Here is a 13,016-nt window from a genome sequence, read left to right as displayed (position 1 = left end):
TAAAGCAAAGACTTGGAGAGGGATGATGGTTCAACGAACGATCACCCGCTCGAGGGCTGTGTACGCCGTCAACCGTGAAGAAGGACTTTGGCCCGGCCGGGACACATCCCCAGTCGTGCTCGCGTCCGACGCACCTCCGTGTAGGCGGACATCACGATACCAGAATGGGCCCCGGTGAAGGGCGGCCCCAGGCGCTGCCGTGGAGCTCCCGGCCTCACGCCCGGGGCAACAGGGCGAGCATGGCATCCTCGCTGGGGTGGCCGGCCACCAGGATGGAGGCGGCGCCGCAAGCTCGCACCGGCTCCGCCGCATCCTCCGAAATGCACACGTGATTCAAGCTGGACAGAACCTGATCCAGGCCCTCCTCGCGCGCCAGCGCGACGCAGATGGAGGCGCTGCGCCGGGAGTAGTGCAGCACGTGGCCGGCGCTGCGATCGGCAATGGCCTGCCGCGCCGCCGCGGGCAACTGCGTCTCGGCCTCGGCCACGTAGGCCGTCCAGACGTGCGCCTCGTGGCCCGCCTCGTGCAGCAGCCTGTCGAGATCCTCCTTGCGGTCGCGGCCGGCGGCGACGAGCAGCCGCTGGTGCGGCGGCAGCGTCTCGCGGGCGAGCAGGGCCAGCGCCTCGCGGTCGCCGGAGGCCGAACGCACGTCCTGGAAGCCGGCCTCCTCCGCCGCCTCGGCCGTGCGGTCGCCGACAGCGAACACGGGCACCAGCGTCGGCGGTTCGGGGAAAGCGATGAGCGCGCTGGCGCTGGTCAGCACGATGGCATCCCATTCGCCCCGCGGCATGGGCTCGCCGCTCGGGGCGATGCGCAGCAGCGGGGCGACGAGCGGCTGGTGGCCTCGCGCGGCGAGCAGGCGCGCGGTGCGGTCGGCGAACGGCTGCGGCCGGGTGACGAGAACACGCATCGTACCGCTCCCATTCTCATGTCATCGGCCCGGTTCTCACTCCGGGGTCATCCACCGGGACAACGCGCCGGCCCGGGCCCTGATCTCGGCCGCCGCATCTTCGCCAAGGCGCGCGGCGTCGGCAACCGCGCCCTCGCGCGCCACTTCGAGCGCGGCGCTGCCATCCGCGGCCACCAGCAGGCCGCGCAAGCGCAGTCGGTCCGCCGGCCCGACCGTCGCCAGCCCCGCGATCGGCGTGCGACACGATCCGTCGAGCCCGTCGAGAAAGGCGCGCTCGGCGGCGAGCGCCGCGCCGGTCGGCGCATGGGCGACGGCCGCCACCGCGGCGCCGACGGCGGCGTCGCCTCGCCGCGCCGTCACGGCGATGGCGCCCTGGCCGACCGCGGGCAGCATGATATCGGTGTCGAGCACGGCGCTCGCCAGGTCCGCGAGGCCGAGGCGCTTGAGGCCGGCCAGCGCCAGCAGGGTGGCGTCGACCTTGCCGTCCTTGACGCGGGCGAGGCGGGTCTCGACGTTGCCGCGCAGCAGGCCGATGGCGAGGTCGGGACGCAGCCGCCTGACCTGCGCCGACCGGCGCAGCGAAGCGCTGCCGACCACGGCGCCCGCCGGCAGGTCCTCCAGGCGCGTGACGCCGCGGCTGATCAGGACATCGCGCACGTCTTCGCGTTCGAGGTAGCCGGCGATGACGAGCTCGTCCGGCAGGCGGGTCGGCAGGTCCTTGGCCGAATGCACCGCGAGATCGATGTGGCCGGCGATGAGCGCCGCATCGAGCTCCTTGGTGAACAGCCCCTTGCCGCCGGCCTGGGCGAGCGCGCGGTCCTGGATCATGTCGCCGGTGGTCTTGATGATCTCCAGGCGCACCGTCGCGGGTTCGATCGCGAGCGCGGCGGCCAGGTGGCGGCGCAGCAGGTCGGCCTGGGCGAGGGCGAGCGGGCTGCCGCGCGTGCCGACGACGAGGCGAGGGATGGTCATGGGCGTGATCCGAAGGGCATGCCTGCGTCTAATCCGTCCGGCGGCGGATGGGAACCGCACGGCCATCTCCATCAGATGGGGACGCGGGACCGGCTCGGCAGGATCCACCGTGTTTCATCGGCGGCATCGCGCCACGAGCGGCCGCGAGGCGGCCGACCGGCCGATGCTTGCGCGGCCGCTATGCCGCTCGCCCGTTGCTTCGGCGCGTGCGGTATGCTCACCCTGCGTCATGATGCAACGGCTTTTGGGACCATGATGCGCGTTCTCGGCATCGAGACGACCTGCGACGAGACGGCGGCGGCGGTGGTGGAGACCGACGAGACCGGCCGGCCCTTCATCCGCTCCAACGAGGTCCTCAGCCAGATCGCTGCGCACGCGGCCTATGGCGGCGTCGTGCCGGAGATCGCCGCCCGTGCCCACGTGGAGGTGGTCGACCGGCTGGTGGCGCGGGCGCTGGAGCAGGCCGGTCTCAAGCTCGCCGACATGGACGGCGTCGCCGCGGCGGCCGGGCCCGGCCTCATCGGCGGCGTCATGATCGGCCTCACCACCGCCAAGGCCCTGGCGCTGGTCGCCGGCAAGTCGCTGATCGCCGTCAACCACCTGGAAGGCCATGCGCTGACGCCGCGGCTGATCGAGCAGGTCAACTTCCCTTACCTGCTGCTGCTCGCCTCCGGCGGTCACACCCAGCTGATTGCCGTGCGCGGTGTCGGCGACTACGTGCGCCTCGGCACCACAGTGGACGATGCCATCGGCGAGGCCTTCGACAAGGTCGCCAAGATGCTGGGCCTGGGCTACCCCGGCGGTCCCAAGGTGGAGGCCGAAGCGGCGGGCGGCGATGCCCTGCGCTTTGCCTTGCCACGGCCGATGCTCGGCCGGCCGGTCGCCGATTTCTCCCTCTCCGGCCTCAAGACGGCGGTGCGGCTGGAGGCCGAGCGCATCGTGCCGCTGCGCCCGCGCGACGTCGCCGACCTCTGCGCCTCGTTCCAGGCAGCCGTCGTCGACGTGGTGGTCGACCGCACGCGCACGGCGCTGCGCAGCTTCCACGAGAAGGCGGGCTATCCGACCGCGCTGGTGGTGGCGGGCGGGGTGGCCGCCAACCAGGCGATCCGCCGCGGGCTGACGCGGCTCGCCGCCGAATCGGGTCTGCGCCTGGTGGCGCCGCCGCTGCCGCTGTGCACCGACAACGGCGCCATCATTGCCTGGGCCGGCCTGGAGCGGCTGCGCCTGGGGCTCGTCGACGACCTCACCGTGGCAGCCCGGCCGCGCTGGCCGCTCGACCAGAGCCGCGATACGGTAGCCGGCGCCAAGGCATGAGCGGGCCCCTCGCCGTCGTCGGCGCCGGCGCCTGGGGCACGGCGCTGGCCAATGCCGCGGCCCGCGCCGGCGGCGGCCGCGTGCTGCTGTGGGGGCGCAATCCTGACGCCATGGCGGTGCTGGCAGCGACCAGGACGAACGAGCGCGCCCTGCCGGGCGTGGAACTCGCCCCGGAGATCGAGCCGACCGCCGATGCGGCGGCCGTGGGGGCGGCCTCCGCGGTGCTGCTGGTCGTGCCGGCGCAGGCCGTGCGCGGCGCGCTCGCCGGGCTCGGCTCCGTGCTGGCTGCGCCGGATCTGCCCATCATCGTCTGCGCCAAGGGCATCGAGCGCGGCAGCGGCGCCTTTCCCTGCGACATCGTCGCCGAGCTGTGCCCCCGCGCGGTGCCCGCCGTGCTCTCGGGGCCGAGCTTTGCCGCCGACGTCGCCCGCGACCTGCCGACGGCAGTGGTGCTGGCATCCGCCAAAGCAGGTCTTGCCCGGAAGCTGGCGGCCAGGCTCTCCGGCCCGGCCCTGCGCGTCTACCACGGTACCGACGTGCGCGGCGTCGAGATCGGCGGCGCGGCCAAGAACGTGCTCGCCATCGCCTGCGGTATCGTGGCCGGCCGCGGCCTCGGCGAGAGCGCCCGGGCCGCGCTGGTGGCGCGCGGCTTCGCCGAACTGGCGCGCTTCGCCCGCGCCCACGGGGCCCGGGCGGAGACGCTGATGGGCCTGTCGGGCCTCGGCGACCTGGTGCTCACCTGCGGCTCGGCTCAGTCGCGCAACTTCGCCTTCGGCGAGGCCCTCGGGCGTGGCGAGGTGCCGGCCACTGCCGCCGCAGGCAAGCTGGTGGAGGGCGCGTTCACCGCCCCGGTGCTGGTCGACAAGGCCGCCCGCGCCGGCGTCGACATGCCGATCGCCCAGGCGGTGGCGGCGATCCTCGACGGCGCCATCACCGTCAACGAGGCGGTCGACATGCTGATGATGCGCCCGCTCAAGGCGGAGGCTTAAGGATCCGCGCCCGGTTGTGGACGACGGGCAAGGGGGCGCCGGACTTTTACGCGACCGATCTGTCCAGTTCATAGGGCTGGATCAGGAGATCTGCCGGGATCTTCCAGGCTTCGACGAGCTTGTGGACCTGGCGCAGGTTCAGCAGCCGCTTGCGAGCGAGAATCTCGGATGCGCGCGAGCGAGAGCCAATGAGCTCGGCGAAATCGGCCTGGGTGTGTCCAGCCATCTCCATATGAGCCTTGATCGTCGCAATGGGATCGAGGCGATCGAAATGGTGGTGCTCGGCCTCATATGCGTCGACGAGCGTCGCAAGGATATCCAGCGTGTCGCCCTGGGGCGAGCCTTTCGGGGCATTCCACAGCCGCTCGATCATCCGAAGTGCCTCGGCATGGTCCTCAACGCTGCGAATCGGGCGAATATCCATCTGCCAATCCTCTAGAACCACGACACGGTGAAGGCAATCGATCCGATCATACTCGGCGTGGCTGCCAATAAATTTAATGAACGCAATTTGATGCTCGAAATTGAAAGCAACGACGAGTCGATAGTTCCCGCCCGCTATCTCAAAGCGAACCCGCTCGGCATTCAACGTCTTTGCCTTTGGGAATACTGACTGAATGTCGCTACACGTTTGCCACTTGGCTGCCTTGGTCACCGCACGCCAGTGCGCCAGTGACGGCGCTGTTTCCGGATGCTGCGGGACGAACTCGATCAGGTTCTTGGCAGCGACAATCCGCATCGACTATCGTATATCACGTTCCATATTTGGGAACAAACGTATCCGTCGTCGCGGCCCTGAGGAGGGGAGGACATGGCGCACTGGCTGTTCAAATCGGAGCCGTCGACCTGGTCGTGGGAGCAGCAGGTGGCGGAGGGCGACAAGGGCACGTTCTGGAACGGCGTGCGCAACCACCAGGCCAAGGCCAACATGAAGGCGATGCAGGTGGGCGACCGCGGCTTCTTCTACCACTCGGGCGAGGGCAAGGAGGTCGTCGGCATCGTCGAGGTGATCAAGCCCTATTACCCCGACCCGAGCGATGCCTCGGGCGCCTTCGGCATGGTCGACATCAAGGCGGTCGAGCCGCTGCCCAAGCCTGTCACCCTCGTCGCGGTCAAGGCCGAGCCCCGGCTCAAGGACATGGTGCTGGGCAACAACTCGCGGCTGTCGGTGCAGCCGGTCAGCGACGGGGAATGGGCGGTGATCCGCGAGATGGGCGGGCTCAAGGGGTAACTCTGGGCAATGCCGCCTCGGACGTCAGGGCCGCCGTCCGCGAAGCGCCTGCGTCACGTTCGACCTTCCCGCCCTCCCTGATTGCGGCCCCGGCGCCGCCGACTTAAGTCGCGCTGCCAAAGTTTAGGCGCCGCCGCCTTGCCTCTGCCGGCCCCGGCTCGATAAGTTGCCGGCGACATCGGCGCCGGCCATGCGGCGGCGCCGGCGTGGGCCGCTCGCCGGCGCGTGTGTGGGAGGACGAGGACATGGATGGGAAAGTCTACGAGGTGCCGAGCGAGTGGGCCTCGCGGGCCTTTGTCGACGCCGCCGGCTACAAGCGGCTCTACCAGGCGTCCGTGGCCGACCCGGCGGCCTTCTGGGCCGAGCACGGCCGGCGCATCCACTGGTTCACGCCCTACGCCAAGGTCAAGAACACCTCGTTCGCCCCCGGCGCGGTGTCGATCCGCTGGTACGAGGACGGCACCACCAACGTCGCCTACAACTGCATCGACCGCCACCTGGACACGCGCGCCGGTCAGGTCGCCATCATCTGGGAGGGTGACGATCCCTCCGAAGCCAAGCACATCACGTATCAGGAGCTGCACGACGAGGTTTGCCGGCTTGCCAACGTGCTGCGCAATCGCGGCGTCGAGAAAGGCGACCGCGTCACCATCTACATGCCGATGATTCCCGAGGCCGCCTACGCCATGCTGGCCTGCGCGCGGCTCGGCGCCGTCCACTCGGTGGTGTTCGGCGGCTTCTCGCCCGATTCGCTGGCCGGCCGTATCGAGGACTGCGGCTCCAAGATGATCATCACCGCCGACGAGGGTCTGCGCGGCGGCCGCAAGGTGCCGCTCAAGGCCAACGTGGACGCGGCGATCGAGCGGCTGGGCGGCGGTGGCGTCGAGCACGTGGTGGTGGTGCGCCGCACCGGCGCCGAGGTCGCCATGGATCCGGTGCGCGACGTCTACTACCACGACGCCCGCGAGATGGTGACGGCCGAATGCCCGTGCGAGGAGATGAACGCGGAGGATCCGTTGTTCATCCTCTATACTTCGGGCTCGACCGGCAAGCCCAAGGGCGTGCTGCACACCACCGGCGGCTACCTCGTCTACACGGCGATGACGCACCAGTACGTCTTCGACTACCACGACGGCGACATCTACTGGTGCACCGCCGACGTCGGCTGGGTCACCGGCCACAGCTACATCCTCTACGGGCCGCTGGCCAACGGCGCCACCACGCTGATGTTCGAAGGGGTGCCGAACTATCCCACCAACTCCCGCTTCTGGGAGGTGATCGACAAGCACAAGGTCAACACCTTCTACACGGCGCCGACGGCGATCCGCGCGCTGATGCAGGCGGGTGAAGGGCCGGTGAAGGCGACGTCACGCGCCTCGCTCCGGCTGCTGGGCTCGGTCGGCGAGCCGATCAATCCGGAGGCCTGGGAGTGGTACCACCGGGTCGTCGGCGACGCCCGCTGCCCGATCGTCGACACCTGGTGGCAGACCGAGACCGGCGGCATCCTGATCACGCCGCTGCCCGGCGCCATCCCACAGAAGCCCGGCTCGGCGACGCTGCCCTTCTTCGGCATCAAGCCCGAGGTGGTCGACGCGGAGGGCAAGGTGCTCGATGGCGCCGCCGAGGGCAACCTGGTGCTCGCCGACAGCTGGCCCGGCCAGATGCGCACCGTCTACGGCGACCACCAGCGCTTCATGGACACCTATTTTTCCGCCTATCCGAACAAGTACTTCACCGGCGACGGCTGCCGCCGGGACGCGGACGGCTATTACTGGATCACCGGGCGCGTCGACGACGTCATCAACGTCTCGGGCCACCGCATGGGCACGGCAGAGGTCGAATCGGCGCTGGTGGCTCACGCCAAGGTCTCGGAAGCCGCCGTGGTCGGTTATCCGCACGACATCAAAGGCCAGGGCATCTACGCCTATGTCACGCTGATGGCCGACGAGCAGCCGTCGGAGGAGCTGCGCAAGGAGCTCGCCGCCTGGGTGCGCCGCGAGATCGGCCCGATCGCCCAGCCCGACCTGATCCAGTTCGCGCCGAGCCTGCCCAAGACGCGCTCCGGCAAGATCATGCGCCGCATCCTGCGCAAGATCGCCGAGGACGAGTTCGGCAATCTCGGCGACACCTCGACCCTGGCCGATCCCGGCGTGGTCAGCGACCTCATCGACAACCGCCAGAACAAGCAGAAGGGGTAGTCCGCGGCTCTGTCACGCTGAACGCGTGACAGAGCCGCGGCGGTCGGCTAACGGTCGCGCTCGCGCTAACGGAGGCGAGGTCGATCGTGTCTTGGAAGGTGGGAGTGGCCGGCGCCGTCGCGTTGCTGTGCGCGGGGTGCAACACGTCGTCGCAAGATGGCGGTCTGAGCGTCGTCAAGCTGACCGACGGCGGTCGGCAGGTGGTCGAGCTCAAGGCGGGGGATGGCCAGCTCGCTGCCTGCCGCAAGCTGGGTGAGGTCAAGGCGTATCCGCCCTACGTGCTGCCGGACGATGGGCGCTTCAATCTGCGCAACGCCGTCGCGCAGCAGGGCGGCAACGTTATGGTCGTCACCAACTACTTCATCGCGCCGGCGACGGCCGACGCGTATCGGTGCGGATGAGACGACGCGCCGCCCACCCGCGCGGCGGCTGTTTCGTGCCGCAGCGCTGGGGCTCACGCTCGCCCTGACGGACTTGCGCAAGTAGGGCGCCTCCCGCCCGTCCGCGCCTAATCCAGCCCGGCGATGGCCCGGGCGAAGTCGGACGCCTTGAACGGCTCCAGGTCGTCGACGCCTTCGCCGACGCCGATGAAGTGGACCGGCAGGCCGCTCTTGGCGGCAATGGCGACGAGGATGCCACCGCGGGCGGTGCCGTCGAGCTTGGTCATCACCAAGCCGGTGACGCCGGCGATCTGGCCGAAGATCTCCACCTGGCTCACCGCGTTCTGGCCGGTGGTGGCGTCGAGCACCAGCAACACCGCATGGGGGGCGGTGTCGTCGAGCTTCTTCAGCACCCGCACGATCTTGTCGAGCTCGGCCATCAGGCCGGCCTTGTTCTGCAGGCGCCCGGCGGTGTCGACCAGCAGCACGTCGGTCGCAGCCTCCCGCGCGGCCTTCAGCGCATCGAACGCCAGCCCCGCAGCGTCCGAACCTTGCGCACCGGCGACCACGGCGGAGCCGGTGCGCTCGCCCCACACCTTGAGCTGCTCGATGGCGGCAGCGCGGAAGGTATCGCCCGCCGCCAGCATCACCGAGCGGCCCTCGTGCCGGAACTTCTGGGCGAGCTTGCCGATGGTGGTGGTCTTGCCGGAGCCGTTGACCCCGACCATGAGCATGACGAACGGCTTCTTCGCCGTATCGACGACGAGCGGCACCGCGACCGGCGTCAGCGTCGCCTCCACCTCGCGCGCCAGCACCGCCTTCACCTCCTCCGGCGCGATCTCCTTGTCGTAGCGGCCGGTCCCGACCGCCTTGACGATGCGCCCGGCAGTTTCCAGGCCGAGGTCGGCCTGGATCAGGATATCCTCCAGATCGTCCAGCGCGGCCGCGTCCAGCTTGCGCTTGGTGAACAGATCGCCGATGCCGGCACCAAGCGAGGACGACGTGCGCGACAGACCGCCCTTGAGCCGCTGCCACCAGCTGGCGCGCGCCGCCGCCTTCGGCGGCTCGGGGGGCACCTCGCTCAAGGCAACTGGTGCGGTCGCGGATTCGCGGGGCTCCACAAGCTCGGCCGGCTCCGCCGGCACTTCCGGTGCGCCTTCGGCGGCGTCGGCCGCAGCCTCGCGGTCCGTCACGTCCTGCGGCTGCGGCTGCGCCTCGCCGCCGAAGAGGCGTGAGAAGAAGCCCTTCTTGTCGCTCGTGCTCATGGCGTCCTCGGGGTCACCGGCGCGGTCCCTTGCGCCGATACCTAAGCCCGGCTAGCAGCAAACGCCATGACCGAGGACGAGTTGCGCACCACCTTGCCCCAGCGGCTGCTGTACCGCGACGGGCTGATGCTCATCGTCGACAAGCCGGCCGGCATCCCGGTGCACCGCGGCCCCAAGGCCGCGGACTGGCAGAACGGGCCGGCGCTCGAGGCGGCCTTCGATGCGCTGCAGTTTGGCCTGCCGCGGCCGCCGGCGCTGGCCCATCGGCTCGACCGCGACACCTCCGGCTGCCTCGTGCTCGGCCGGCATCGCAAGGCGCTGGAGCAGCTGTTCCACCTCTTTCGGCAAGGGCGGGTCGACAAGACCTACTGGGCCGTCGTCGAGGGCATGCCTGACGGCGACGAAGGATTGATCGATCTGCCGCTCGGTCGGCGCGATCCCAGCCGCGGCTGGTGGATGAAGGTCGACGCGGCCGGGCTGCCGGCGCAGACGCGCTGGCGCGTGCGCGGCCATGCCGAGGTCGACGGGGCGCGGCGGGCCTGGCTCGAGCTGATGCCGCTCACCGGCCGCACCCACCAGCTCCGGGTGCATTGCGCGGCCATGGGCTGGCCGATCGTCGGCGACGCCGTCTACGGCACGGCCCCCCGCTTCGGCGGCCCCGGCCTGCACCTGCATGCCCGCGCCATCGCCGTGCCGCTCCAGCCGAGCAAGCCGGCGGTCGCCGTCGAGGCGCCGGCACCCGGCCACATGGCGGAGCGACTGGCGGCGTGCGGCTGGGGCTGAGCCGGGCCGCCGCGCCCCCGTGTCTACACGCATGGCGAGTTTGTCATCGACAAGACTATATTTTAGATTGTATTTATCGGCGATTATTCCGCGCGCGTGGCTTCCGCCGCGGCGATGTGGCGTCGCACGCCCTTGTGGCAGCCGGCCGGCGCAGGTAGATGAGGCTGCAATCCTCGCAGCCTTCACCTTTGCAGCAGGTCGACCGATGCGCGCTCTTCTCGACGTCCTGATGCTGGTTCTGAACCTCTACGTCTATGTGCTGATCGCCTCGGCCATCCTGAGCTGGCTGATCGCCTTCGACGTCATCAACGTTCGCAACGACTTCGTCCGCGGCATCTGGAACTTTCTCGTCCAGATCACCGAGCCGCTCCTGAGACCGATCCGCAACCTGCTGCCGAACCTCGGCGGCGTCGACGTCTCGCCGGTGATCCTGCTGCTGATCATCTTCTTCATCCAGAAGCTCATCAGCTACTACATCTATCCCGCGGTCTGGTGAGGCCGCGCCTCTGACCGGCGATCCCTGGGCCCTCGAACAGGGGCGGTTGCGGCTCCTCGTGCGCCTGACCCCGAAGAGCTCCCGCGACGGCCTTGTCGGCATCGAGCACCTGTCCGACGGGCGCCGGGTGGTGAAGGCGCGGGTGCGCGCCGTGCCCGAGGATGGCGCGGCCAACACGGCGCTGATCAAACTCGTGGCCAAGGCCGCGGGCGTTGCGCCCTCACAGGTGACAATCGCGTCCGGGCCTACCGCACGCCTGAAGACGTTGCTCATCGCGGGCGATCCGCCCGCCATACGGACGGCCCTGTCGGCCGCAGTCGGAGGGACCAGACCATGACCGCCACCATCATCGACGGCAAAGCTTTTGCTGCGGGCCTGCGCCAGCGCATCGCGACCGCGGTGACCGGCATCGGCGGTCGTGGTCTCGTTCCGGGCCTCGCGGTGGTCCTCGTCGGCAGCGATCCGGCGAGCGAGGTCTATGTCGGCAGCAAGGCCAAGATGACCGTGGAAGTCGGCATGCGCTCGTTCAAGCACGTGCTGCCGGCCGACGTGCCGCAGGCCGACCTCATCGCCCTCGTTGCCCGCCTCAATGCCGATCCGGAGGTGGACGGCATCCTGGTGCAGTTGCCCCTGCCGGCCGGGCTCGATCCGGATCCGGTGATCGCCGCGATCGATCCGGACAAGGACGTGGACGGGCTGACCAACACCAATGCCGGGCGCCTCGCCAATGGGCGTCCGGGGCTGGTGCCCTGCACGCCCCTCGGCTCGATGATGCTGATCCGCTCGGTCATCCCGGATCTGGCCGGCGCCGAGGCGGTGGTCGTGGGCCGCTCCAACCTGGTCGGCAAGCCGATCGCTCAGTTGCTGCTGGCCGCCAACGCCACCGTCACGCTCGCCCATTCCCGCACGCGCGATCTCGCCGCCGTCTGCCGCCGCGCCGACATCCTGGTTGCCGCCGTCGGCCGGCCGCAGATGATCGGCGGCGATTACGTCAAGCCCGGCGCCGTGGTCATCGACGTCGGCATCAACCGCATCCCGGCGCCCGAGCGGGGCGAAGGCAAGACGCGGCTCGTCGGCGACGTCGCCTTCGACGAGGCCGCGGCCGTGGCGTCCGCCATCACGCCGGCACCGGGCGGCGTCGGGCCGATGACCATCGCCTGCCTGCTCGCCAACACGCTGACGGCCGCCCACCTGCGCCGCGGCCTGGAGCCACCGGTCGTCTGATGGCCGCGCGTGGGGCGCGTCCCGCACGCCATGGCCGCCTTCGGCCGTCCATGGCGGGTTGACGGCCGGCGACCGATGCCGTGAGATATGCGGGTCCGACGACCGTCGCTCGCCGGTTCCCGCCCAACAGCTTGCGTGGCCATTTGGATGTTCGCTTTCCGTATCGCCTCGGCCTTCTTCCTCGCCTGACGCGCGTTGCCCGCTTCGCGCGGGCGAGAGCCGGGTGGGACCCCACCCGCGTCAGTGGCCGATCGTCAGCCGCGCGCCGGCACGCGTGCGCACGCTGACCCGATATCGAAAGTCATCATCATGCCTCATCAGGGCACAGGCACGCGCGCGCTGACCGCCGCGCAGATCGATCAATTCATCGAAGACGGGTTCGTCAGAATCGACGAGGCCTTTCCGCGCGCGCTCGCCGATGCCGCCCGTGAGATTCTCTGGCGGGACACGGGCTGCGATCCCGACGACCCGGCGACCTGGACGAAGCCGGTCATCAGGCTGTGGGACTACGCGCAGGAGCCGTTTCGGCAGGCGGCCAACACGGCCGTGCTGCACGACGCCTTCGACCAGCTCGTCGGCGCCGGCCGGTGGCTGCCGCGGGGAAGCCTCGGCTCGTTCCCCGTCCGCTTTCCCTCGCCCGACGATCCGGGCGACACCGGCTGGCACATCGACGTGAGCTTCGGGCTCGACAGTCCCGACTTCATGGAGTGGCGGGCTAACGTTAGCTCGCGGGGGCGGGCGCTGCTCATGCTGTTCCTGTTCTCGGACGTGGGCGCGCTCGATGCGCCGACGCGGATCAGGGTCGGATCGCACCGGGATATGGCGCGCCGGCTGGCGCCGGCCGGCGAGGCGGGCTGCGCGCTGCGCGAGCTGGCCGCCACCGACTTCGCCGAGTCCGCTCGTCGGCCGGAGGTGCAGGCGGTGGGCGAGGCGGGAACCGTGTATCTGTGCCATCCCCTCCTTGTCCACGCCGCGCAGCCTCACCGGGGCGTCACGCCACGGTTCATGGCACAGCCTCCGTTGCTGCCCCGGCAGCCGTTGCAGCTCGCCAGGGCGGACGGCGCCTATTCGCCCGTGGAAAGGGCTATCCGGCAGAGCCTTTCGCGATCGGATGGGGCCATCTAATCGCGTGAAATGCGCCGGGCCCTCGGATCTGGAGCGCTTCACCGCGATCGTCTCGCCCAGCCGATCGCGAAGCGCTCCAGGCGTCGAACGGAGCGCTCCGAGCCGCAAAACTGGCAAAGTGGCCACGGC

14 protein-coding genes are annotated in these 13,016 nt (G+C 70.1%); 10 read left to right on the top strand and 4 right to left on the bottom strand.

The genetic code is table 11. The features are described from left to right. Nucleotides 1-214: 214 nt before the first annotated feature. Together IEW34_RS03135 and hemC are read right to left on the bottom strand one after the other, a co-directional pair. On the bottom strand, nucleotides 215-910 hold the full coding sequence (locus IEW34_RS03135) for a uroporphyrinogen-III synthase (RefSeq protein WP_188607640.1): 696 nt from the start codon (nucleotides 908-910) through the stop codon (nucleotides 215-217). 36 nt (nucleotides 911-946) lie between these two features. Continuing rightward, nucleotides 947-1,882 (bottom strand): hydroxymethylbilane synthase, encoded by a 936-nt coding sequence (gene hemC, locus IEW34_RS03130; RefSeq protein WP_188607639.1) that lies wholly within the window; start codon nucleotides 1,880-1,882, stop codon nucleotides 947-949. Nucleotides 1,883-2,137: 255 nt separating this feature from the next. Between hemC and tsaD the strand changes: the two genes are divergently transcribed. Then, nucleotides 2,138-3,196, top strand: coding sequence for a tRNA (adenosine(37)-N6)-threonylcarbamoyltransferase complex transferase subunit TsaD (gene tsaD, locus IEW34_RS03125; RefSeq protein ID WP_188607963.1), 1,059 nt, complete (start codon nucleotides 2,138-2,140; stop codon nucleotides 3,194-3,196). Further along, nucleotides 3,193-4,185 (top strand): NAD(P)H-dependent glycerol-3-phosphate dehydrogenase, encoded by a 993-nt coding sequence (locus IEW34_RS03120; RefSeq protein WP_188607638.1) that lies wholly within the window; start codon nucleotides 3,193-3,195, stop codon nucleotides 4,183-4,185. Before tsaD ends, IEW34_RS03120 begins: the two co-directional genes overlap by 4 nt. Nucleotides 4,186-4,231: 46 nt before the next feature. Here IEW34_RS03120 and IEW34_RS31035 read toward each other — a convergent pair whose 3' ends face one another. Continuing rightward, complete coding sequence (locus IEW34_RS31035; RefSeq protein ID WP_308424356.1) at nucleotides 4,232-4,924, bottom strand: type II toxin-antitoxin system HigB family toxin; 693 nt, start codon at nucleotides 4,922-4,924, stop codon at nucleotides 4,232-4,234. A 72-nt stretch (nucleotides 4,925-4,996) separates the two neighbouring features. Here IEW34_RS31035 and IEW34_RS03105 point away from each other — a divergent pair, with 72 nt between their 5' ends. From IEW34_RS03105 to IEW34_RS03095, 3 genes are all read left to right on the top strand, one after another. Next, nucleotides 4,997-5,416 carry an EVE domain-containing protein gene (locus tag IEW34_RS03105; protein ID WP_188607637.1) on the top strand — a complete coding sequence of 140 codons (420 nt, stop codon included), beginning with the start codon at nucleotides 4,997-4,999 and terminating at the stop codon, nucleotides 5,414-5,416. Nucleotides 5,417-5,661: 245 nt separating this feature from the next. Next, entirely contained in the window at nucleotides 5,662-7,614 is a 1,953-nt protein-coding gene (gene acs / locus IEW34_RS03100) for an acetate--CoA ligase (protein WP_188607636.1), read from the top strand. Between the two features lie 86 nt (nucleotides 7,615-7,700). Then, a complete protein-coding gene (locus tag IEW34_RS03095) occupies nucleotides 7,701-8,015 on the top strand; it encodes a DUF4156 domain-containing protein (RefSeq protein ID WP_188607635.1) in 315 nt (104 codons plus the stop codon). Nucleotides 8,016-8,122: 107 nt separating this feature from the next. Here the strand turns inward: IEW34_RS03095 and ftsY are convergent, their stop codons facing one another. Then, entirely contained in the window at nucleotides 8,123-9,259 is a 1,137-nt protein-coding gene (gene ftsY / locus IEW34_RS03090) for a signal recognition particle-docking protein FtsY (protein ID WP_188607634.1), read from the bottom strand. 66 nt (nucleotides 9,260-9,325) lie between these two features. Between ftsY and IEW34_RS03085 the strand changes: the two genes are divergently transcribed. From IEW34_RS03085 to IEW34_RS03065, 5 genes are all read left to right on the top strand, one after another. Further along, nucleotides 9,326-10,042 carry an RluA family pseudouridine synthase gene (locus IEW34_RS03085; RefSeq protein ID WP_188607633.1) on the top strand — a complete coding sequence of 239 codons (717 nt, stop codon included), beginning with the start codon at nucleotides 9,326-9,328 and terminating at the stop codon, nucleotides 10,040-10,042. A gap of 205 nt (nucleotides 10,043-10,247) precedes the next feature. After that, entirely contained in the window at nucleotides 10,248-10,538 is a 291-nt protein-coding gene (locus IEW34_RS03080; RefSeq protein WP_188607632.1) for a YggT family protein, read from the top strand. A gap of 10 nt (nucleotides 10,539-10,548) precedes the next feature. Next, complete coding sequence (locus tag IEW34_RS03075) at nucleotides 10,549-10,875, top strand: DUF167 family protein (RefSeq protein WP_188607961.1); 327 nt, start codon at nucleotides 10,549-10,551, stop codon at nucleotides 10,873-10,875. Then, nucleotides 10,872-11,762, top strand: coding sequence for a bifunctional methylenetetrahydrofolate dehydrogenase/methenyltetrahydrofolate cyclohydrolase FolD (gene folD / locus IEW34_RS03070; RefSeq protein ID WP_188607631.1), 891 nt, complete (start codon nucleotides 10,872-10,874; stop codon nucleotides 11,760-11,762). Before IEW34_RS03075 ends, folD begins: the two co-directional genes overlap by 4 nt. A 309-nt stretch (nucleotides 11,763-12,071) precedes the next feature. After that, nucleotides 12,072-12,887: a phytanoyl-CoA dioxygenase family protein gene (locus IEW34_RS03065; RefSeq protein ID WP_188607630.1), complete on the top strand. Its 816-nt coding sequence runs from the start codon at nucleotides 12,072-12,074 to the stop codon at nucleotides 12,885-12,887. Nucleotides 12,888-13,016 lie beyond the last annotated feature (129 nt).

This window comes from Chelatococcus reniformis (assembly GCF_014640075.1).
Classification (GTDB): Bacteria; Pseudomonadota; Alphaproteobacteria; order Rhizobiales; family Beijerinckiaceae; genus Camelimonas; species Camelimonas reniformis.
Note: the sequence above shows the minus strand (reverse complement) of the source record. Positions and strands in the feature narration are given on the sequence as shown.

What these genes read in the sequence shown, in the direction of transcription:
- IEW34_RS03135 (WP_188607640.1), bottom strand. Translation starts at nt 910, where the DNA reads ATGCGTGTTCTCGTCACCCGGCCGCAGCCGTTCGCCGACCGCACCGCG.
- hemC (WP_188607639.1), bottom strand. Translation starts at nt 1,882, where the DNA reads ATGACCATCCCTCGCCTCGTCGTCGGCACGCGCGGCAGCCCGCTCGCC.
- tsaD (WP_188607963.1), top strand. Translation starts at nt 2,138, where the DNA reads ATGCGCGTTCTCGGCATCGAGACGACCTGCGACGAGACGGCGGCGGCG.
- IEW34_RS03120 (WP_188607638.1), top strand. Translation starts at nt 3,193, where the DNA reads ATGAGCGGGCCCCTCGCCGTCGTCGGCGCCGGCGCCTGGGGCACGGCG.
- IEW34_RS31035 (WP_308424356.1), bottom strand. Translation starts at nt 4,924, where the DNA reads ATGCGGATTGTCGCTGCCAAGAACCTGATCGAGTTCGTCCCGCAGCAT.
- IEW34_RS03105 (WP_188607637.1), top strand. Translation starts at nt 4,997, where the DNA reads ATGGCGCACTGGCTGTTCAAATCGGAGCCGTCGACCTGGTCGTGGGAG.
- acs (WP_188607636.1), top strand. Translation starts at nt 5,662, where the DNA reads ATGGATGGGAAAGTCTACGAGGTGCCGAGCGAGTGGGCCTCGCGGGCC.
- ftsY (WP_188607634.1), bottom strand. Translation starts at nt 9,259, where the DNA reads ATGAGCACGAGCGACAAGAAGGGCTTCTTCTCACGCCTCTTCGGCGGC.
- IEW34_RS03085 (WP_188607633.1), top strand. Translation starts at nt 9,326, where the DNA reads ATGACCGAGGACGAGTTGCGCACCACCTTGCCCCAGCGGCTGCTGTAC.
- IEW34_RS03080 (WP_188607632.1), top strand. Translation starts at nt 10,248, where the DNA reads ATGCGCGCTCTTCTCGACGTCCTGATGCTGGTTCTGAACCTCTACGTC.
- folD (WP_188607631.1), top strand. Translation starts at nt 10,872, where the DNA reads ATGACCGCCACCATCATCGACGGCAAAGCTTTTGCTGCGGGCCTGCGC.
- IEW34_RS03065 (WP_188607630.1), top strand. Translation starts at nt 12,072, where the DNA reads ATGCCTCATCAGGGCACAGGCACGCGCGCGCTGACCGCCGCGCAGATC.